This window comes from Psychrobacillus sp. OK032 (genome assembly GCF_900111345.1).
Lineage (GTDB): Bacteria > Bacillota > Bacilli > Bacillales_A > Planococcaceae > Psychrobacillus.
The window spans coordinates 97890-118224 of the sequence record NZ_FOGY01000010.1; the positions used below are offsets into that span (position 1 = coordinate 97890).

General features: G+C 37.5%; 21 protein-coding genes. 7 read left to right on the plus strand and 14 right to left on the minus strand.

All coding sequences use genetic code 11. The annotated features are described in order from the left end of the window. The first annotated feature begins 9 nt into the window (after window positions 1–9). Window positions 10–1092, plus strand: coding sequence for a CAP domain-containing protein (locus BMZ04_RS18155; RefSeq protein ID WP_093275094.1), 1083 nt, complete (start codon window positions 10–12; stop codon window positions 1090–1092). Window positions 1093–1172: 80 nt separating this feature from the next. On the opposite strand, the gene BMZ04_RS18160 is transcribed toward BMZ04_RS18155, so the two are convergent. The 8 genes from BMZ04_RS18160 to BMZ04_RS18195 form a co-directional block, all read right to left on the minus strand. Continuing rightward, a complete protein-coding gene (locus BMZ04_RS18160) occupies window positions 1173–1841 on the minus strand; it encodes a DNA alkylation repair protein (protein ID WP_093275095.1) in 669 nt (222 codons plus the stop codon). After that, complete coding sequence (nfsA, locus tag BMZ04_RS18165) at window positions 1838–2569, minus strand: oxygen-insensitive NADPH nitroreductase (RefSeq protein ID WP_093275098.1); 732 nt, start codon at window positions 2567–2569, stop codon at window positions 1838–1840. The genes BMZ04_RS18160 and nfsA overlap by 4 nt, the downstream gene beginning before the upstream one ends. A 117-nt stretch (window positions 2570–2686) precedes the next feature. Beyond that, the gene (locus BMZ04_RS18170; protein WP_093275101.1) at window positions 2687–3700 is read right to left on the minus strand and encodes a DUF1646 family protein; all 1014 of its coding nucleotides are present in this window, start codon (window positions 3698–3700) and stop codon (window positions 2687–2689) included. A gap of 187 nt (window positions 3701–3887) precedes the next feature. Next, a complete protein-coding gene (locus tag BMZ04_RS18175; protein ID WP_093275106.1) occupies window positions 3888–4244 on the minus strand; it encodes a DUF779 domain-containing protein in 357 nt (118 codons plus the stop codon). Between the two features lie 20 nt (window positions 4245–4264). Further along, the gene (gene adh / locus BMZ04_RS18180) at window positions 4265–5785 is read right to left on the minus strand and encodes an aldehyde dehydrogenase (RefSeq protein ID WP_093275109.1); all 1521 of its coding nucleotides are present in this window, start codon (window positions 5783–5785) and stop codon (window positions 4265–4267) included. Between the two features lie 775 nt (window positions 5786–6560). After that, a complete protein-coding gene (locus BMZ04_RS18185) occupies window positions 6561–7601 on the minus strand; it encodes an LLM class flavin-dependent oxidoreductase (protein WP_093275114.1) in 1041 nt (346 codons plus the stop codon). Beyond that, complete coding sequence (locus BMZ04_RS18190; protein WP_093275119.1) at window positions 7602–8240, minus strand: NAD(P)-dependent oxidoreductase; 639 nt, start codon at window positions 8238–8240, stop codon at window positions 7602–7604. A 79-nt stretch (window positions 8241–8319) separates the two neighbouring features. Then, on the minus strand, window positions 8320–8748 hold the full coding sequence (locus tag BMZ04_RS18195) for an Rrf2 family transcriptional regulator (protein ID WP_093275123.1): 429 nt from the start codon (window positions 8746–8748) through the stop codon (window positions 8320–8322). A 184-nt stretch (window positions 8749–8932) separates the two neighbouring features. On the opposite strand from BMZ04_RS18195, the gene BMZ04_RS18200 reads away from it, so the two are divergent. Continuing rightward, window positions 8933–9802, plus strand: a complete 870-nt coding sequence (locus BMZ04_RS18200) for a YitT family protein (RefSeq protein WP_369802692.1) — start codon at window positions 8933–8935, stop codon at window positions 9800–9802. 635 nt (window positions 9803–10437) lie between these two features. Here the strand turns inward: BMZ04_RS18200 and BMZ04_RS18205 are convergent. The 4 genes from BMZ04_RS18205 to BMZ04_RS18220 form a co-directional block, all read right to left on the minus strand. Then, window positions 10438–11955: an acetyl-CoA hydrolase/transferase family protein gene (locus tag BMZ04_RS18205; RefSeq protein WP_093275127.1), complete on the minus strand. Its 1518-nt coding sequence runs from the start codon at window positions 11953–11955 to the stop codon at window positions 10438–10440. Window positions 11956–12258: 303 nt separating this feature from the next. Further along, window positions 12259–12903 carry a LytTR family DNA-binding domain-containing protein gene (locus BMZ04_RS18210; protein WP_093275132.1) on the minus strand — a complete coding sequence of 215 codons (645 nt, stop codon included), beginning with the start codon at window positions 12901–12903 and terminating at the stop codon, window positions 12259–12261. 24 nt (window positions 12904–12927) lie between these two features. Further along, a complete protein-coding gene (locus BMZ04_RS18215) occupies window positions 12928–13881 on the minus strand; it encodes a TRM11 family SAM-dependent methyltransferase (RefSeq protein WP_255368004.1) in 954 nt (317 codons plus the stop codon). An 81-nt stretch (window positions 13882–13962) separates the two neighbouring features. Continuing rightward, window positions 13963–14781 carry a serine hydrolase gene (locus BMZ04_RS18220; RefSeq protein ID WP_093275135.1) on the minus strand — a complete coding sequence of 273 codons (819 nt, stop codon included), beginning with the start codon at window positions 14779–14781 and terminating at the stop codon, window positions 13963–13965. Between the two features lie 323 nt (window positions 14782–15104). On the opposite strand from BMZ04_RS18220, the gene BMZ04_RS18225 reads away from it, so the two are divergent. Next, complete coding sequence (locus BMZ04_RS18225) at window positions 15105–15524, plus strand: VOC family protein (protein WP_093275139.1); 420 nt, start codon at window positions 15105–15107, stop codon at window positions 15522–15524. An 81-nt stretch (window positions 15525–15605) separates the two neighbouring features. Here the strand turns inward: BMZ04_RS18225 and BMZ04_RS18230 are convergent, their stop codons facing one another. Both BMZ04_RS18230 and BMZ04_RS22505 read right to left on the minus strand, forming a co-directional pair. After that, the gene (locus BMZ04_RS18230) at window positions 15606–16349 is read right to left on the minus strand and encodes a pirin family protein (RefSeq protein WP_093275143.1); all 744 of its coding nucleotides are present in this window, start codon (window positions 16347–16349) and stop codon (window positions 15606–15608) included. A gap of 21 nt (window positions 16350–16370) precedes the next feature. Beyond that, window positions 16371–16547 (minus strand): hypothetical protein, encoded by a 177-nt coding sequence (locus tag BMZ04_RS22505; protein WP_093275147.1) that lies wholly within the window; start codon window positions 16545–16547, stop codon window positions 16371–16373. 245 nt (window positions 16548–16792) lie between these two features. On the opposite strand from BMZ04_RS22505, the gene BMZ04_RS18240 reads away from it, so the two are divergent. From BMZ04_RS18240 to BMZ04_RS18255, 4 genes are read left to right on the plus strand one after another with little or no spacing between them, the layout of a single operon-like run. Next, a complete protein-coding gene (locus tag BMZ04_RS18240; RefSeq protein ID WP_093275151.1) occupies window positions 16793–17713 on the plus strand; it encodes a metal ABC transporter solute-binding protein, Zn/Mn family in 921 nt (306 codons plus the stop codon). Between the two features lie 12 nt (window positions 17714–17725). Further along, window positions 17726–18475 carry a metal ABC transporter ATP-binding protein gene (locus BMZ04_RS18245; protein ID WP_093275155.1) on the plus strand — a complete coding sequence of 250 codons (750 nt, stop codon included), beginning with the start codon at window positions 17726–17728 and terminating at the stop codon, window positions 18473–18475. Window positions 18476–18491: 16 nt separating this feature from the next. After that, window positions 18492–19385: a metal ABC transporter permease gene (locus BMZ04_RS18250; protein WP_093275158.1), complete on the plus strand. Its 894-nt coding sequence runs from the start codon at window positions 18492–18494 to the stop codon at window positions 19383–19385. Continuing rightward, on the plus strand, window positions 19378–20262 hold the full coding sequence (locus tag BMZ04_RS18255) for a metal ABC transporter permease (protein WP_093275162.1): 885 nt from the start codon (window positions 19378–19380) through the stop codon (window positions 20260–20262). Before BMZ04_RS18250 ends, BMZ04_RS18255 begins: the two co-directional genes overlap by 8 nt. Window positions 20263–20335: the final 73 nt, after the last annotated feature.

Below are 20335 nucleotides of genomic sequence, written 5' to 3' on the forward strand. Positions count from 1 at the left end.
GTGAACTGGATGAAAACAATAGGCTGGTTGCTACTTTTAGTTTTAGCCATTTTCTTCTCTAGACCTTTATGGGAAGAACATGCCGCAAAATATGTAGACCTTACTTTTTTAGAACCTGTAGATGAATGGATCGATTCAATAGAGGTCACGCACTATTTGGACGAAGCAAAAGCATACTGGAAAGAAATAAAAGAAGAACCAGCCACAAATATTTCTTCCAATCAACAAACACTTCCCGGTGAAGGAATTGAATTAGATCAAATCACCATAGGGATGAAAAAAAGTGAGATTGAGAAAATTCACGGAAATGCCAAACGGGTAAGCTTGAATGAATATAATTTAGTCTGGCATACGTACCACGAAGATTATAAAAATTTCATGATGGTTTCGTACGATAACAAAAATACGGTGAATGCCATGTTTACAAATCAACCTTCCGAGTCTTCATTTTTAGGCTTAAACATGGATAGTACGAGAGATGAAGTTCTTGCGAAGTTAGGTGAACCCGTTAAAAAATTAAAAAAGGGAAATATCATCTATATATTACCTGATGCTGGGGAATATGATCTATTCCTAATTAATCATAATTATGTCACATTCTTTTACGATCTACATGAAAATAACACGATTACCGCTATACAAATTATGAAGGAATCCGTGGAGAAAAATCACTCTACGACATTTGGTGAACCTTCTGAAGAGCTAAAGACTGGATTTGAATTTCAACTTTTTGACTTAACAAATTCCTCCAGAGTTATTAGAGGTTTGTCTATTCTTACATATGATGAAGCTGTAAGTAACACAGCTCGTAAACATAGCGAGGATATGGCAAATCACAATTACTTTAGTCATGAAAATTTAAAAGGTAAATCTCCTTTTGATCGACTAGAGGAGGATGGTTTAACTTTTTCTTACGCAGGTGAGAACTTGGCTTATGGACAAACTAGTAGTATTTTTGCCCATGAAGGGTTGATGAATTCTATGGGTCACCGGAAAAATATATTAAATGCGGATTACAGAAACCTAGGTGTAGGAACCGCCTTTAACGAAGATTCCACCCCTTACTATACTGAAAACTTTTTCTCCAAGTAAGAAAGAGCAAGAGAGACCACATAATCACTACTGAAAGCGACTAAAAAATTGGGGCTATCCTTTTTAGGTAGCCCCTTTCGTTATTTCATATGTTTTAGCGCTTCTCTTTTGCTTAATGGAGCAAGCTTTGTATTTTCTACAAACTGCCTAACAATCTCTGGACTTGTTTTTGCATATTCTCTTAGTACCCAACCAATTGCTTTCTGAATAAAAAACTCTTTGGAAGTAGCATGTCGGTTAATCGTTGCAAATAGTAATTCTTCGTTCGTCTCTTGCTTATACTTTAACTGATGTAAAATGGAAGCCCGATTTGTCCACATATTAGAAGACTTCACCCACTCCATCATAACAGCCTCTCCTGCTGCTCTATCCGCTTTCACAATGTCTCCAACAATTTTAGGAACAATTGCATCGACACTATCCCACCAGGAATTGGTTTCAATGAGTTTTAGGCAAAAAGGTAAATCTTCGACCGTTAATTGTTTTTGATATTTGGCAAGTAATTCAATTGCTACGTAATGATATTCTCGCTCTTTTAATTGAAAAAGTGACCATACTTCCTCTTTTATGGATTCTAATGCTGGAAGCTTACTTTCTTTCACAAGTGCCCGAAATAGCGTTCTACGTTCGGGTGTTTTAATGCCTAAAAACGGAAAATGATTTTTCATATACGCGGCCATCGGTAATGCATTTTCTTCATTACGATGAGGCTCCATATAGCTTTTTACAAGTTCTATTGACCATTTCATTTCATATGAAAACCTTTACTCGCTAGAAACTCACGGATATGCGGACGACGCGGACTTTCTAGAAACTCTGCCATTTGTTGTGTCCAATTTGCTACTTTTTGGTTGGAACCACGGCTTGCGTAATATTCCTCCATTGTGCGATCATATTCCGTTAATAGCGATTCGTATTTTGCACTATCGTAACTATTCTCATGTAATACAGCGGCAACTGGAAGACGAGGCTTTACTTCATTTTGTTGGTCGGGTACACCTAAAGTTATCCCGAATAGAGGAAAAACACCTTCCGGCAAGTCAACTAATTGACTAATTTCTGCAGGAGCATTGCGCACACCACCTATGAAGCAAATTCCAAATCCTTTCGCTTCTGCAGCAATAACTAGATTTTGTGCAAATAAAGCAACATCGACTGCTCCAACTAATACATTTTCAGTTGTATCGATTTCAATCTCCGTATGATGTAGCTTTCCTGCAACTTGAAGCCGATGAAAATCGGCACATAGTAATAATGCTGCACCTGCTGTTTCAAATTGTTTAGGGTTTTGTGAAAGTTTACCTAGCTCCTCTTTTTTAGCAATGTCTGTTACCCAAATGACACTATATGCTTGTACGAAGTGGGAACTAGCCGCATGTTGAGCAGTTTCAACTAACGCTGAAACTTCTTCTTTCGTAAGTGTGTAGTCTTTATATTTTCGAACCGATGCATGGGAACGTAATAACTTTTCTACCATTTTAGAAAACCTCTTTCATTTTTTAGTTGTTGTCTATAAGTATACCGAAAAAAATAAATAGAGTGGACAAAAGAGCCTACCATAGACACTTCCACCCACTCTTATACTTTAAATAATTTAAAACGCGAATAGCACAATAAAATATACAACCATTGCTGCTAGTCCAAGTGGGAACCCAAACTTCGCCCATTCTTTACTTTGAATACCTAGTTTACCTGCAGAAATAATATTCGGTATATTCCCAGGAATGAGCATTCCCCCACTAATCATAAGCCCAAGAAGGATTGCTCGAATTGTTTCCTCGCTCATAGCTGGACTAATTTCAGCAGCAGCTAATGTAGCATTATCCAGTACAGCTGAAATCATATTGATCCAATATAAAACAGCAGGATGCAAATCAAGCAAGTAATTATTGATTAATGGTTCAAAACCTGCTCCAAGTAATGTTAATCCCATTACAAACAAATAGATTTTAACTGTCCGAATAATGATTTCTTTATATGACTCACTTTCTTGTTTACTAGATAAGCCTTCCTCACCTTGTTTCGGCTTTACAAGTATAGCCGCTAATATCCCGAATATGATAACTGCGGAAATAATTTCAGGTCCAATTAAACGGAATAGATAGAAAAAGTCTTGATCTAATCTGCTAATGGCAATTGTTGAAAGTGGCTCTCCAATTGGAGTTAAAGCTGCTCCAAGACCGATAGAAAAACAAGCTAATACAACGAGTCGTACCTCTGATTTGCGGTCAAGTTTAATCACACTTACGATTAACACTAATACTAAAGCTGCAATAATTGCCGTAATTACACTGGAAACTAAGCCCAATACAATAACAATAAGTGCACTAAATAATCTAAAAGGCATTGCATTACTTATGCCTAAAATTCCTTTTTCTAAAGGCGCTTGAAGCCATTTAAATAATAATCCAGCCACTAAAACAGCGAGCGTTATTTTAATAGGATCCTCAAGTGCTTTTATAAATAGTGACATATCCAATACGCCACTAACAATCGCTGCTGCAATACCCATGATGAATAAAAATACTTCTAAGTTATGCTCTACGTATTTAACACTAAAAGGTAAAAATAATACGAGCAGAAGTATAATAATTAAACCAATAATCATAACTATGTAGTCTTCCTTTCCAACTAGACATATCCAAACACTATTTAATAAATATTAACATTAGTAGTTTAACATAATTATAGCAATATTCACACTTATTCTTTCTTCATAAAAGAATATTTTATTCGCTTTTTTATTGAAAAAAGCGAATAAGAAAGTCTATTTCGACCTTCCATTCGCTCTTTTGTTATGCTTGCAGTTGTTTATATTCTTCCTCTGTAAATGCATGGGACCTAGTTAGGAAACGCTTCCCTTCTACACCTTCAAGAGAAAACATTCCCCCTCGACCGTCCACTACATCAATGATTAACTGTGTATGCTTCCAGTAATCAAACTGGCTTTTATGCATATAAAACGGTACATCCCCTATACGGCCTAATAATACATCCTGATCTCCTACAATAAGGTCTCCATCAGGATAGCACATCGGAGAAGAACCATCACAGCAACCACCCGACTGATGAAACATTAGTGGACCATGCTTATTTTTCAGTAATTCTATTAGTTCCAGTGCAGCGTCTGTTGCAATTACCCGCTCAACCATCTACATGCACCTCCGTCTAATCAAAAGAAGCCTAGCTTGTTTTCACTGTAGCTCACAAGAAGGTTTTTCGTTTGTTGGTAGTGACCTAACATCATCAAATGGTTTTCACGACCTACCCCTGACATTTTATATCCACCAAATGCAGCATGAGCAGGATATTGGTGGTAACAGTTTGTCCAAACACGGCCCGCTTGAATGCCACGCCCAAAGCGGTATGCAGTATTCATATCTCTTGTCCAAATACCAGATCCTAATCCGTACAATGTGTCATTTGCAATTTCTAGTGCCTCTTCTTTCGTCTTGAACGTTGTAACAGATACTACTGGTCCAAAAATTTCCTCTTGGAAAATACGCATTTTATTATTTCCTTTGAACACAGTTGGTTTAATATAATATCCTTCTGCAAGCTCGTCTTCTAGCGTGTTACGCTCTCCGCCGATTAAACACTCCGCACCTTCTTGCTTACCAATATCTAAATAAGATAAGATTTTTTCCATTTGTTCTGCGGAAGCTTGAGCACCCATCATAACATTTGGATCAAGTGGGTTTCCTGTTTGAATTGCTTCTACTCTTTGTAGAACACGTTCCATGAATTTATCATAGATTGACTCTTGGATAAGTGCACGCGAAGGACATGTACATACTTCTCCTTGGTTCAAGGCAAACAAAACAAATCCTTCTACTGCTTTATCTAAAAATGCATCATCTTCATCCATAATATCTTCGAAGAAAATATTTGGTGATTTTCCACCAAGCTCTAACGTTACTGGGATTAAGTTTTGAGAAGCATATTGCATGATTAATCGACCAGTAGTTGTTTCCCCAGTGAATGCAATTTTACTAATTCTCGGACTGGATGCTAACGGTTTCCCAGCTTCTAAGCCAAAACCATTTACAATATTCAAAACACCAGGAGGTAATAAATCTCCAATTAACTCGGCTAGTACTAAAATGGATGCCGGTGTTTGTTCGGCTGGCTTTAACACGACACAGTTACCTGCTGCTAGTGCCGGTGCTAGCTTCCAAACTGCCATTAAAAGCGGGAAATTCCAAGGGATAATTTGTCCCACAACGCCAAGCGGTTCATGGAAATGATACGCTACTGTATCATTATCAATTTGACTTAACCCACCTTCTTGCGCGCGGATAGCCCCTGCAAAATAACGAAAATGATCAATAGCAAGTGGTAAATCTGCGTTTAATGTTTCCCGTACTGCTTTCCCGTTATCCCATGTTTCTGCTACGGCTAGTGTTTCTAAATTTTCTTCGATTCGATTTGCTATTTTATTTAATATATTTGATCGTTCTGCTACAGAGGTTTTACCCCATGCATCTTTTGCTGCATGTGCCGCATCTAATGCAAGCTCGATATCTTCTGCAGTTGATCGTGCAACTTGTGTAAATACTTTACCTGTTATTGGTGTAACGTTGTCAAAATACTGTCCTTTTACCGGGGGTGTCCATTCGCCGTTAATATAGTTTTCATACTTGTCCTTAAACGAAACCTTTGCGCCTTCTGTATTCGGAAATGCATAAACCATTTTGTAATTCCTCCCCTTGTAACATTTTTTGCACATCACAAATATATATGCGTCTATATATTTGGGTATGCAGTTTCAAAACTATTAAAATAAAAATAGTCTCATATCTATTCTGTCAGATTAAATAAATAATTACAAATATTTATATGAATATGTACAAAAGACGGGAGCTAAACCACGAGGGATAGTTTGTGTAATTTAGAGATAATGCGTCACTAGAAGCTCTATTAGGTGAGCGATGAGCCATCACCACAGCTCTCGCGTTCGTTATGATGTCTCATCTGTCTCAACAGAGGAACGAAGGCTAAGAGCGCCACATCGTGTGGCAACGCCTTCGTGACCAACCTCCCGATGGCCTCGGCTGGAGTCGCCGCCTTACGCTTCATTCAATGGAACTTGCTAACTATTTTTATCACTGTGCGAAATCCAGTAAATGGTTGAACGAGACAAACTAACCTCCGAACACGACAAAGTCCATCTTGAAGGCGACAAACCGACTACTGAACACGACAAAATTTCTCCTAGTAAAAACTACACTTGTCATGAGAAGGGATTATCTAATTAGTCATTTTAATCATTGCGTAGTTGGCTCATGCAAGGTGCGGCTAGCGCGAAGTCTTACGGTCACTATATAAGTAGTTGTGAAGCATTATTTCTAAAAAGCCGCATACTTTATGTTATTTACAGAAAGTTATCGAAATATATTTTAGAGTTTTCTATAATACAAAAAAATGACTCAAATGCACTTCTCGCATCTGAGCCATTTTCCTTATTCTTATTTACTTGTTTCTCTACGCACTACCGGAGCAACTTCTGTTGCAAGTAGTTCAATTCCTTTAGCAATCTCACTAAATGATTGCCCGCCAATATCGATTTGTGCGATAAATCGGTCGTGTCCGAATGCTTCATGTTGTCGAAGAATTTTTTCTACGATCTGCTGTGGACTACCTACAAATAGTGCAGTTTCTGGACTTGCCATATGCTCAAAATCGGAACGAGCTATTCTTGTACCCATCCCTCTTTGCTTATTCACGTACGACCAATAATTAGCATAATAAGGATAAAATTCGTCCTTTGCTTGTTGGCTTTCTTTTGCTATATATGTGTGCCCATTTACAGCAATCGGTAAGTTTTCTCGTTTATGTCCCTCTTCAATACCCGCTTGTAAATACAAATCTACAAGTGATTTAAACTGCGTTAGAGGTCCTCCTAATATAGCAATTGCCAGTCCCGTTCCAAGTCTCCCAGCTCTGATCGCACTCTTAGCTGTCCCACCTACTCCAACCCAAAGTGGCATTCTTTCTTGAATTGGTCGCGGAGAAATCATTGCGTTTGTCAGGTCAGAACGAAATTTACCTTGCCAAGTCACTATTTCTTCTGCATTTAACTGTTGAAGTAACTTTATATTTTCTTCAAACAAAGCATCGTAATCATCCAAATCATATCCGAAAAGAGGAAATGACTCTATAAATGCTCCTCTGCCTGCTATGATTTCAGCCCGTCCTTCGGAGATCACATCTAACGTTGCAAAATCTTCAAATAAACGAACTGGATCTAGGGTGCTTATAACACTTGTTGCACTTGTCAGTTTAATACGTTTTGTAGCTTGAGCAACGGCAGCAAGGACAACTGCTGGAGACGAAACCGTGTAATCCAATCGATGATGTTCTCCAACACCGAATATATCAAGACCCGCTTCATCTGCCATTTTTCCTAATTCAATCACTTCTTTTAAACGCTGATTGGCACTAATTGTTTCTCCAGTATGCGGATTTGGACCGAGGTCACCAAATGTATAAATACCAATTTCCATCATTTACTCCACTTCTCCTACAACTGAAAAACGCTCATTGAGATGCTTTGGATTTTCGATTTCATCCACTATAGCAATTGCATAATCTGCATAACTTATATAACTATCGCCTTTTGCATTTAAAATGAGATTATCCTTGCCTATTTGATAAGATCCAGTTCTTTTACCTTCCGGATCAAAGTGGCCAGCAGGGCTAACAAATGTCCATTTGATATCCGCTGTTTCTTGTAATTCTTTTAAGTTTCTTCCTTGACCTGTTGCCGTCGGTTTAAAAATGTCTGGAAAATCAGGTGTATCGATTACACGAACTGTCTTCGCTTCATCTACATATAAACTTCCTGCGCCACCTACAACAATTACTCTTGTATCTGTTCCTTTAATCGCTTCGATTAAAGCATGACCAGCATCTACATGTGCTTGTTCTTCACCAAGAGGAGCGCCAAAAGCATTTACGACTGCGTCAAACTGTTTTACATCATCTGATGTAAGATCATATATGCTTTTCTCTAAAATTTGAACGTCTTGAGCATTTAATCTCGTAGCATCTCTAACAATTGCCGTTACTTCATGACCTCTTACTTTTGCTTCTTCTAGTATAAGGCTTCCTGCTTTCCCTGTTGCTCCAATTACACCTATTTTCATGTTTTTTCCCTCCGTATAAATGTATTATTATTGATGTAACTACTGGAGTTACATCAATAGTAAAAAAATTGAATAGTTATTATCCAATTTTTTGACTTAACACTTGAACTAGCTCTTCCATCGTAACTTCCTTTAAAACTGCTTCCATTGCATCTTGTGCTCGGAACAGTATTAGCTCTAGCACGGCTTGAATATTAGCGCCTACGGGACAGTTGGGATTAGGATTTTCATGCATTTGAAAAAGCTCTCCCTCTTCCACTACCTCAACCGCGCGATATACATCTAATAGCGTTATATCATGTAACGGTTTTTGAAGTGTAGCACCACCTAGTCCACGTCTTATATCAATGAGTCCTGCTTTTTTTAACTTACCCATTACTCTTCGAATTACTACCGGATTCGTATTAACACTCTCTGCAATCCATTCAGAAGTACAAACGACATTTCCTTCTAAAGTTACGAGAGATAATATATGAACAGCGACTGTAAATCGACTACTGATTTTCATATCTTTCCACCTTCCGATGTAACCATCATAATTACATCTATGACTTTTGTCAAATTAATTGTTGTTTCCCTTACAAAACATCCTATCCTCCCCTTCTAATAAGCCAAATAATTCTATAAAATAAAATAAGAAAGCTAGTAGAAATGAGGAGATTAAATTGAGTGACATATCCGCAGAACAAAAGATTGAAAAAACTCCACATAGAAATGCCTCTAAAAAAGTTATCTTTGCACGGACACTAATGATAGCAATAGGAGCCATTTTAATGGCAGTTGGATTAGAACTATTTTTAGTACCAAATCAAATATTAGATGGTGGAGTAGTTGGTGTCTCTATCATCCTTTCACATCTCACTGGTGTCCGTTTAGGTATTTTTATATTTGTCCTCAACATTCCATTCTTTTTCCTTGGCTATAAACAAATAGGGAAAACCTTCGCCTTATCCACCTTATTTGGTATTACAGTCTTGTCTATTTGTACATCCTATTTACATAATATTGATCCCTTTACGAATGATTTATTACTTTCTACTGTTTTTGGTGGAATTATTTTAGGAATGGGTGTCGGTCTAGTTATTCGAAACGGTGGTTCCTTAGATGGCTCTGAAATTCTAGCAATCCTATTCAATAAAGCCCTTCCATTCTCAGTTGGCGAAATTATTATGATTATTAACTTAGTTATTTTCAGTGTGGCGGGCTTCGTATTCACTTGGGAGCAGGCAATGTATTCATTTTTAGCCTATTTCATCGCTTTCAAAACGATTGATATTGTCATTCAAGGGTTAGATGAGTCCAAATCTATTTATATTATTAGCGAGCGGATAGAGGATATTGGCGACGCTATCATGGATCGCCTTGGACGGGGAGTAACCTACTTACACGGAGAAGGTGCCTATACGGGGGATAATAAAAAAGTGATTTTCACAGTCGTTACAAGGATAGAAGAAGCAAAACTAAAGTCGATTGTTGAAGAAATAGACGACCATGCATTTTTAGCAATTGGTAATATCGCGGAAGTTCGTGGTGGAAGATTTAAGAAAAAAGATATTCATTAATAAAAACTACTCATTTAATATTTTGCATAGTATAGTGATACTGCGCACAAATGGAGATCTACAAAGCGGCCACTATGATTTCCGCTGCAGGCGGACGCTTTCCGCGGGCATGGCTTCAATCTCCTCGTCGCTATGCTCCTGCGGGGCTTTCAGCACATGCTATTCCCGCTGGAGTCGCCGCCTTTCGCTTCAATCAATGAGAATTTCTTGCTAAGATGGTGTCTTTAGTATTAGAGAGATATTTATGAGATCCACTACTCAATAATTATTAAAGCTAATTAGAAAATACTGTCTCCCAATAAGTGAAGCATTTAATAGGAAAAAGCTTTTTCTTTCAATTATTTTCGTAATTACTCCTCGCATTGGGATTGTCATCTCATCAAGATAGGCTGAATAGCTAGCAAATTTTATGGATTGAAGCGAAAGGGCGGCGACTCCAGCCGGATGAGTGAGACAGATGAAACATCGCAAGCGAACGCGCCAGCGTCGGCGATGGTTCATCGCTCACCCGGCGGAAAGCGTCCGCCCTGCAGCGGAAATCCTGGCGGTAACTTCCATACGACGCAGTATCCCTAAAAAGTAACATACCATCCATACAAAAAACGATCTCAACGTAAATGAGATCGTTTTTTGTATTATACGTATGATTTTGCTTCCTCAACAAGCATCGTTCCACTTTCCGCTAGGTTCGTATGGAACGAGAATGCTTTTTCAAGTACATGTGGAGTTTGTCCACCTCTTGTTAAAGCTTCTTCATAGTAATCACGTAATTGTGCTTTGTACATTGGATGTACGCAATTGTTAATAATTAGCTCTGCACGTTCTCTTGGAGCTAATCCGCGAAGATCCGCATAGCCTTGCTCTGTCACAACCACATCTACATCATGCTCTGTATGGTCTACATGCGCAACGAAAGGTACGATACTTGTAATGTTTCCACCTTTTGCTATAGACTTCGTGACGAAAATGGCAAGTTTTGCATTACGAGCGAAATCTCCCGAACCACCAATACCGTTCATCATTTTCGTTCCAGAAACGTGAGTAGAGTTAACGTTACCATAAATATCAAACTCAAGAGCCGTGTTGATAGAAATCAACCCGAGTCGACGAATAATTTCCGGATGATTAGTAATTTCTTGTGGACGTAGTACTAATTTGTCTCGGTACTTTTCCAAGTTACCGTAAACTTGCTTCATCATCTCTTCTGAAAGGGTAATCGAGCAAGCAGATGCAAAATTGACTTTTCCAGCATCGATTAACTCGAATACAGAGTCTTGCAACACTTCCGAGTAAACTTGTAAATCTTCAAATTCAGAATCGATGAGCCCGTGTAATACTGCATTAGCAACCGAACCAATACCAGCCTGCAAAGGAGCTAGATTATTTGTAAGTCTTCCTGCTTTTACCTCTTCACGTAAGAAAGAAATTAAATGCTGTGCCATTTCTTTTGTTTCGTGATCTGGTGGAACTATTGGAGATGGTGAATCTGTATATTTAGTAAAAACAATTCCTCTAATTTTATCCGTATCAACAGGCATTCCAACTGTACCGATTCGATCATCTGCTTTCGTTAATGGAATCGGAAGTCTTTGTCCTTGTTCAGCCGGTTCATATAGGTCATGTAATCCTTCTAATTGTAGAGATTGATCTAGGTTAATCTCTACAATAATATTCTTTGCGTGCGTTACAAAAGCTAAATTGTTACCAATAGATGTAGTAGGAATAATCATACCATCTGCTGTGATTGAAACCGCTTCCACTACAGCGAAATCAATTTGTGGTAAGACTCCATTACGTATCATTTCTGCTGTATGTGATAAATGTTGGTCGACAAACAAATGATTGCCGGCATTGATATTTTTGCGCATCGTTGCATCCGCTTGGAATGGTAAACGTTTATTGATAATTCCTGCTTCTGATAATAACTTGTCCAGGTCTGAACCTAAAGAAGCTCCTGTAAAAATGTTTACTTTAAACTTTTCTTTCTTCGCTCGCTCAACTAATGCAAATGGAACCGCTTTCGCATCACCCGCACGTGTAAATCCACTTAAACCTAATGTCATGCCATCTCTAATCCACGATGCTGCATCCTCCGCTTTCACGACAAGTTCATGCAAGTTGCTATCTTTTATACGCTCAAGATTCTTTTCCATCGTTAAAACCTCCTCGTATGATACATATATATTATTTTATCGTATATTGTCACAATTTAGATGAAACTAGATAAAGATACGTAATAACCGATTAAAGCAGAGAATTAAATGATTAAACCAGCAAATTACTTAACTTATATTTATAATCTGTTATTTTGATATAACAACTCTATAAAAAAGGCTTGAATAAAAGGATGTTTTCCCCTTATACAAGCTTTTTATATATCAATAACCCCTTGAGGATGCTGAGATCTTAGCCAGAGTTCGTCTAATCAGCAGTTATTATTTGCTGAGTCAGTCAAGTTAAAATCCTAATAACTTTCGAAAATAACTGGAGTATGACTGACTAACGGATACCTTTTCACCATTTTCCATCGCTAGAAGAAATGTAGAATGTGTGTCTGGGTAAATTTCTTTTATATGATGAACATTGACGATAAAAGAACGATGACAGCGTATAAACGATTGTCTTGGAAGCCTATATTCGAAGTCTTGTAGTGAACTTGTATGGGTTCCGGAGAATGTCTTCGTCACAATATGCGTTTTTCGATCTTTTGCTTCTAAATAAATTACATCGGAAAATGAAATAGGAATCCAGCCATCCTGTGTTTTAATCGTTACCACGGACTTTCCTTCCGTGAACGCAGGATAAATGGCTAGTACACAACCCTCTAGCTCTCCTTTATGTTGAAAAGGCACAGCCATTCCGTGATAAGGAACACCAAACAATTCTCGGTCGATAAACTTAGACACTTTTTGCTTACCGCTCATTGCTTTATATGCAAGCGTCCCTTCTACAACAGGATCACCAGGAGTTATTTTCAAATCTATACGTTTACTCGGTCGATAATAGATATAGTTCTCTTTATCTGAAACTGCAATGGATATTTCATCTGAAAATAATTCGCCTATAACGTCTAAAAGTCCAACAATGGATAGATCTTTCATCCTGTGCTCTCCTTTCTTTCTAAATTATACGCAAACGACTATTTCGCGAGAAAATTGTTGTTTCTTTGTAATACAGCGGTCTATTATTTGAAAACCAACCGTTTCTAATCGCTCATCCATGGACTCTATTGTTACAATAACGACCTTATTTGCTATTCTTCTAGCATGTTTCAGTATCGCAAATTGGTCATCCCATGACACATGTGTATACAAATTATAAGGTAAATCAATAATCGCAACATCGTATGTCTCGGTGATGTCTTCAATTGCACTCTTTTTTACATCACCAGTTAAACCAAAGTATGCAATGTTTTCTCTAGAGCCCTCGCAAACGAGGGGATTAATATCACGACCAACAATATTAATTCCCATCGATAATGCTTCTACAAGAACTGTACCGATACCACAACAAGGATCGATTGCTCGAATTCCTTCAGGCTGCGGAACTGCAATATTTGCTACTGCGCGGGCCACTCTCGTGCTAAGTGCCGTTGAATATTCTCTTGGTTTCTTCACATGTTCAAACCAAATAGGTTCACTTTTCGAATACATTCCAAAATACCAGCGTCCCCCGTATGGAACAACTGCAAATAGTTGATCTGGATTATGTAAATCAAAGTCTCCTTGCATTTCACTGCCGATTGCTCGTTCTATTTGAAGGCGCTCGTTATTTTCAATTTTATCTTTCCCTTGTCGATCATTGATTTTTAGGAATATTACTTTGTTTGTTTCTTCTTCGTTTCCGAAAGAGGGGGCTTGTGCAATTATTTCTTCCACAGTATCTCCCTCTGCTAATACTTCCACCCTTCCTTTTATAAAAGGGCTCCTACTAGGATCTGTTCTCACATGGCTTTTTATTATTTTTGACTCTGTATCTTTTCCAAAAAAAGAGCGCATCTCTAAATGACATAGGGAGCGTTCTGCATCGTTATATGCAAATGTATATATGAATGCCGATTGTCGGCTAAAATTCGTCAATTTATTCCCTCCAATAATATTTCTATTATAACATGCGAAAACCGATTCCTCTTTTGAAAGAAATCGGTTATTTTGTTTACTCTATTCTTCTATTAGGCTTCCCTGTAGATAATTATATATTACCTCTCCAGTGTCAGCTAAAACTCGCTTGGACACTAAGTCATCTACTCCCTTTGATAAAACAGTTGCGATTAACTTCCGTTGTCCAACATAAAAAATGCCTACATCATGACGAGTTCCTGGAATCCAGCCTGTTTTATGAGCTAACTCCCACGCAGTCATACCATTGTTGAAATTAGAATAGGGAGATGGTAATTTTGCTGGCAAACAGTCTTTTATTTGTTGTTTTTTCATAATATCAAGCATTTGCTTACTAGCATCTGCACTTACTAACTCACCGGTTGCCATTAGCTTTAAAAGTTTTGCAATTTCAGAGGCTGTAATTCGGTTAAAGCCTTTTGGATTAGGTCTGTTCATCATTAGTTTATTGTAAAAGGTGCTCTTATCCATCCCAACTTCTTTCATTGTCTGAACGATATGTTCTACTCCGACTTGATCTATTAGTATATTTGTAGCCGTGTTATCACTTTGTATAATCATCAGCATTATCATATCTTGAAGAGAAAAGGACGTTTCTTGTGTTAAATGTTGAAGAACACCAGAACCACCTACAATGTCTTCTTCCTTTAGAATGATTTGATCCGTTAAAGCTATTTCTCCACGTTCAACAGCCGAGAAGACCGCTACCATTAAAGGCACTTTTATCACACTCGCCGCATAAAAAAGTTCATTCTCATTCAATGCCCACTTTTCGCCAACATCTAGATCTTCTAATACAATTCCCCATGTTCCCTTTGACTGGCCAATTAAATCATTTATTTTATTTGATAATGCTTTCACCTATTATCCCCCTTAACATTATTAATAAATTAATTATTATTAACTAATAACACATTCTATGAAGAAGTGGTTAGAAAAACTAATGGAAAACATTACCAGTTTCATCTACTTCTATCGTGGTAAATATATATGGAGAAACAGATTAACTATCTGAAAAGATCTCCCTTCGTTTTTCTCATATTTATTTGACAATACGGATAGTCAGATAGGAGCCTCACTCAACTTTGAGTGAGGCTTTATAAATTTATTTAGATTTATATAAAGGAAAAGTGCCCTAAATAGAGAATAAAACTATTTATGGATCAATAATGGGAGGAAACTAAATGAACGACAAATTATTAAGAATAGGAACTACTTATTTACCGGTAACTAATGTAGAAATTTCTTCAAAATGGTATGTCAACAAATTAGGCGCTGAGTTAAGTTATAAGGATGAAGACAAAGCTATTCTAAACTTTGCAAACCAAAGTATTTTTCTTGTTAAATCTAAAGAAGATCAAAGCTCTAATTTCTATGATATTTACGGGCAAGAACATTTCTCTCTAACATTTGAAGTGGATGGATTAAATTCGCTAGAAGCTATTCATAAGGATTTTATTCATAAACAGATAAAATTAGGAGAAATCGAAGACAGAGGACATGCAGGAAAGAACTTTGTTTTCTATGACTTAGATGGCAATAAATTTGATGTGTGGAGTGAATTAAGCCCAAAATTCAAAGAAAAACACCTTATTTCGCAATAGAATTGGTTAATTTAGGAGCGTTTGTTTATGAAAAAAGCGTACCGATTCAATTAATGATTGGTACGCTTCTAAATTTATATGTTATTTATGTTTACCCATTCCACTGATGGTTCCACTTTTGGAAGCTGGTGCATCCATATCTACTACAAACAGAACAACTGTTGTATCTACCTTAGCTTTGAATGCAGGAAGTTCTTTTTCTAAATCCGTCACAGCTTCTTGTGCATTCACAATATGGTCTCCAATTTGAATGGAACCACTTAATACATACAGAAATGGTTTCTTGCCTCTATAAGAGGGAACTTGGAGCGTATCACCTGCTCTAGGATGAGCATCTAATACATAAGCATTTTGTCTGACAATCAGTGGTGCCTCTGAACCCTCAGGGCCAACCATCTCATACCAGTCCCGGTTATTTGTAGGTTTATCATGAAACTGTATATTTGGCGGAAGGTTTGCTTCACGTGGACGGAAAAATATTTGAAGCATTTCAACGTATTCCTCTTTTACCTTTTCTTCATGCCAAAAGCTTATACCAGCGTTCATCATCATTAGTTTACCTGGTGAAATTGCTGCTTCCATACCGGCTGAATCCTTATGATACGAAGTACCCTTCCACACATAACTGAAGATTTCATCGTTCACATGTTCATGCATTTTAATCGTTAATCCTTTTTTCATCACGGCATGGTCAATATTACTTAGCGTTCCAAATGCAGAATCGTCCATGTCCTCTTTGAAAATATCGCTTGGTTGGATTCGAGTAATCGTGAATGGTCCCCTAAAAGGTTGATAATGATTACCCGCTCGAAGAACTTGAATCACTTGCCTCTTCCCCTTTACGAATTATAAGTCTTGATAATCCTTTTGATATTTCCCTCCGTCTTTTACTTCTGAGTGATACAAAGCTTTTAGTGCAAAACTTTTTTCCAGATCATGTTCCTTCATTACTTCTTTCAAACGCTTGGAAAGATCCGCGCTATGTTTTACTAGTTGCTCCATCTTTGTTTTTGAATATTGCATTTTAGTCGACTCCTTTTCATTCCATTTGTCTTTAAAGTATAACACTAAGAAGAGTTTTTTCTTATAATCACCCTTTTAAAAAAACTTACATACATTACTTTGACAAATTAAAATTTAAATGTTAACCTATTGAACAAATGTTTCCTTAAGGAAAATTATTATCGTTAAAGAAAAATGATGGTTTTTTTTATTCTAAAAGTTTCCCTGGGGAAATAAAGTGGAGAAAAGGAAAAGGAGTGTTTACATTGAAAAGAGTTTTATTTTTATTTTTTACTGCTGTTTTATTAGTTGGATGTAGTAGCAATAACGAACCCCGCTCAGAGAAAAATGAGAAGCCATTAGTCATCACGACAACTGGGCAAATTGCCGACGCTGTGAAAGAAATTGCAGGGGATCATGTGGAAGTGAAATCATTGATGGGACCTGGTGTAGATCCTCATCTTTATAAAGCGACACAAGGGGACTTACAAACATTAGAAAAAGGAGACATCATTTTTTATAACGGTTTAGAACTAGAAGGAAAAATGAGCGAGATTTTCGAAAAAATGAAGAAAGAGAAAACAGTTATTGCGATTGGAGAAGCAGTTTCAAAGGATCAAATATTGAGTAATGAATTACATCCAGACCTCTTTGATCCACATATTTGGTTTGACATAGACGTTTGGAAATTAGCTACACACGAAATAACTAAAACACTTTCTGATGAGTTTCCGGACAATAAAGAAGGATTTACAAAAAACGAGGAAGCATATTTTAAACAATTATCCGATTTATCCGATTGGACGGATAAACGTATTAGTGAAATCCCAGAAAAACAACGTGTTCTTGTAACAGCCCATGATGCATTTAACTATTTTGGTCATAGTCATGGAATGGAAGTACGTGGGTTACAGGGTTTAAGTACAGATTCTGAGTATGGTTTAAAAGATATTCAAAATATCGTTGATTTTCTAGTGAAGAAAAATATTAAAGCTGTTTTCATCGAATCCAGTGTTTCTGACAAAGCGATGAAAGCTGTTATAGAAGGTGCTAAAGAAAAAGGCCATTCAATCCAAATTGGGGGGCAGTTATACTCTGATGCAATGGGTGCTGAAGGGACAGAAGAAGGCACTTATATTGGGATGTACAAACACAACGTTAACACAATTGTCGATTCACTTAAATAGGAGATGAACAACATGGATGCGTTACAAGTAAAAAAATTGTCGGTTGCATATGAAGAAAAAGTCGTTTTAAAAAATGTGAATTTAACCATTCCGGTAGGTCACTTAACAGGGATTATCGGACCAAATGGAGCGGGGAAATCTACATTAATCAAAGCAATACTTAACCAATTACCAAACAAAACAGGGACTGTTCATATTTTAGAACGTCCACTTAACCCAAAAGATCATACAGTCGGCTACGTTCCACAGCGAAATGCAGTCGATTGGGATTTTCCTACAAATGCTTTAGATGTTGTCCTAATGGGACGTTACGGACATATAGGTATGATCAAAAAACCTTCTACAAAAGATAAACAAATTGCATTGAATTGTCTAAAAGATGTTGGAATGGAGGCCTATGCTGATCGATCAATTGGTCAATTATCAGGAGGACAGCAGCAACGGGTATTTTTGGCACGTGCACTAGCACAAGAAGCGGAAGTCTATTTTATGGATGAACCATTTGTTGGTGTTGATGCGGCAACAGAGCGTACAATTATTGCTATTTTAAAAGATTTAAAAGCAAAAGGTAAATCTGTTTTTGTTGTCCATCACGATTTACAAACTGCATCTGACTACTTTGATTGGATGATTTTGTTGAATCAAACGATTACTGCATCAGGACCAACAGAACAAACATTTACAGAAGACAATCTACAAGAAGCATATGGCGGGAAATTATTTTTTATGGATCAGACAAAATCGAACAAATCGTTCAACTAAGAGAGGTGAAAAGATAATGTTAACAGGAAACTTGCTTTGGGTTCTTATAGGAGCTATCTTGCTAGGGGTAGCTGCCGGTTTAAATGGAACTTTTGCCTTTCTTCAGAAACAAAGTCTAGTAGGAGATGCGGCGGCACATGCCGCTCTCCCTGGAATTGCACTTGCGTATTTAGTTTTTCAGCAAAAGGATTTACCACTCCTAATGTTAGGCGCTGCTATTACTTCTGCACTTGCTGTATATATGATTCAATGGATTGTTGGGAACTCTAAACTAAAAGCAGACGCAGCAATTGGGTTTGTTTTATCTGTATTTTTTGGTATCGGAATCGTTCTCATCACTATTGTCAATCAAAGCGGATCAGGAAATCAAAGTGGATTGAATGATTTTATATTTGGAAAAGCCGCTACAATGGCAAAAAGCGATTTAGTTTGGCTATCTAGTAGTGCCTTGTTAATCATATTAATGTGTTTGCTTTTTTTTAAAGAATGGAAGCTAATGATCTTTGATCCGGTATTTGCAAAAGGGATCGGCTTACCGGTCGAACGATTGCGTGTTTTATTGACTGCTCTTACAGTTCTAACGATTGTAACAGGAATTCAAGCGGTTGGTGTTATATTAATGGCAGCTATGCTCATTATACCTGCCGCAGCTGCAAGATTTTGGTCCAATCATCTTGGAATAATACTTGTTACGAGTGCTTTATTTGGTGCTCTTTCCGGTGCGTTAGGTACCATTATAAGCTCTTTTCGTACAGGACTATCTACCGGACCAATAATCGTATTATGTGCTGCTAGTCTCTTTTTAATATCTTATTTTTTCGCACCAACAAGAGGATTCATCTCCAAATCATTAAAGAAAAAAACATTTAAGCAAAGAAACGTAGCAAAGGAGGCGACAAACCATGAATGAATTCTGGGTGCTCTTAACTGGATCATTAGTTGGTATAACTTGTGGATTAACTGGTGTATTTTTAATCCTACGCAAAACCGCTATGATAGCAGACGCTATTAGTCACACTGTGTTATTTGGAATTGTTGTGGCATTTATGATTACTCAATCGTTAAGTGGATTTTGGATGCTTCTTGGAGCTGCAATCGCTGGATTACTTACTACTTTTCTTGTGCAAGTGCTCCAATCAGGAGGCTTACAAGAAGATGCCGCTATTGGGGTTGTATTCACTTCCTTGTTTGCTTTAGGTGTTTTATTTATCACTTTATTTGCGGGAAACGTCCACTTAGATGTGGAGCATGTGCTAATGGGTGAAATTGCGTTTGTTCCATGGGATACTTGGGATATTCTCGGTTTTTCCATGCCTAAGGCAGTTTGGATGTTATTGTTTGTTCTTTTACTCAATGTATTGTTTTTAGTTTTCTTTTACAAAGAGATCAAACTCTCTACTTTCGATCCAGTTTTTGCGCTATCTATCGGGCTACCAATATTAGCTATGCACTATTCTTATATGACACTTGTTTCTTTAACAACAGTTGCTGCTTTTGACAGCGTAGGTGCAGTTCTTGTTGTTGCCATGCTCATTGGACCTGCCGCTACCGCTTACCTTATGAGTAAGAGTGTTTCAGGAATGATTATTTGGAGCATGACATTCGGAGTTACTGCAGCAATTACAGGATACTATTTAGCAAAGCTATGGAATACTTCCATTGCTGGAATGATGGCAGCAATGATAGGTGCATTATTTATGATTGTGTTTTTATTCAAGCCACATGACGGATGGACTTGGAAATTGTTTAAACGTATGAAATTAAAAGATACAAATGTTCATGTGTAATCCTAATGCCTAAAAAGCCACGGTGTATATTGAAATACACCGTGGCTTCTCTGCGTGCAGCAGCGAAGAAAGC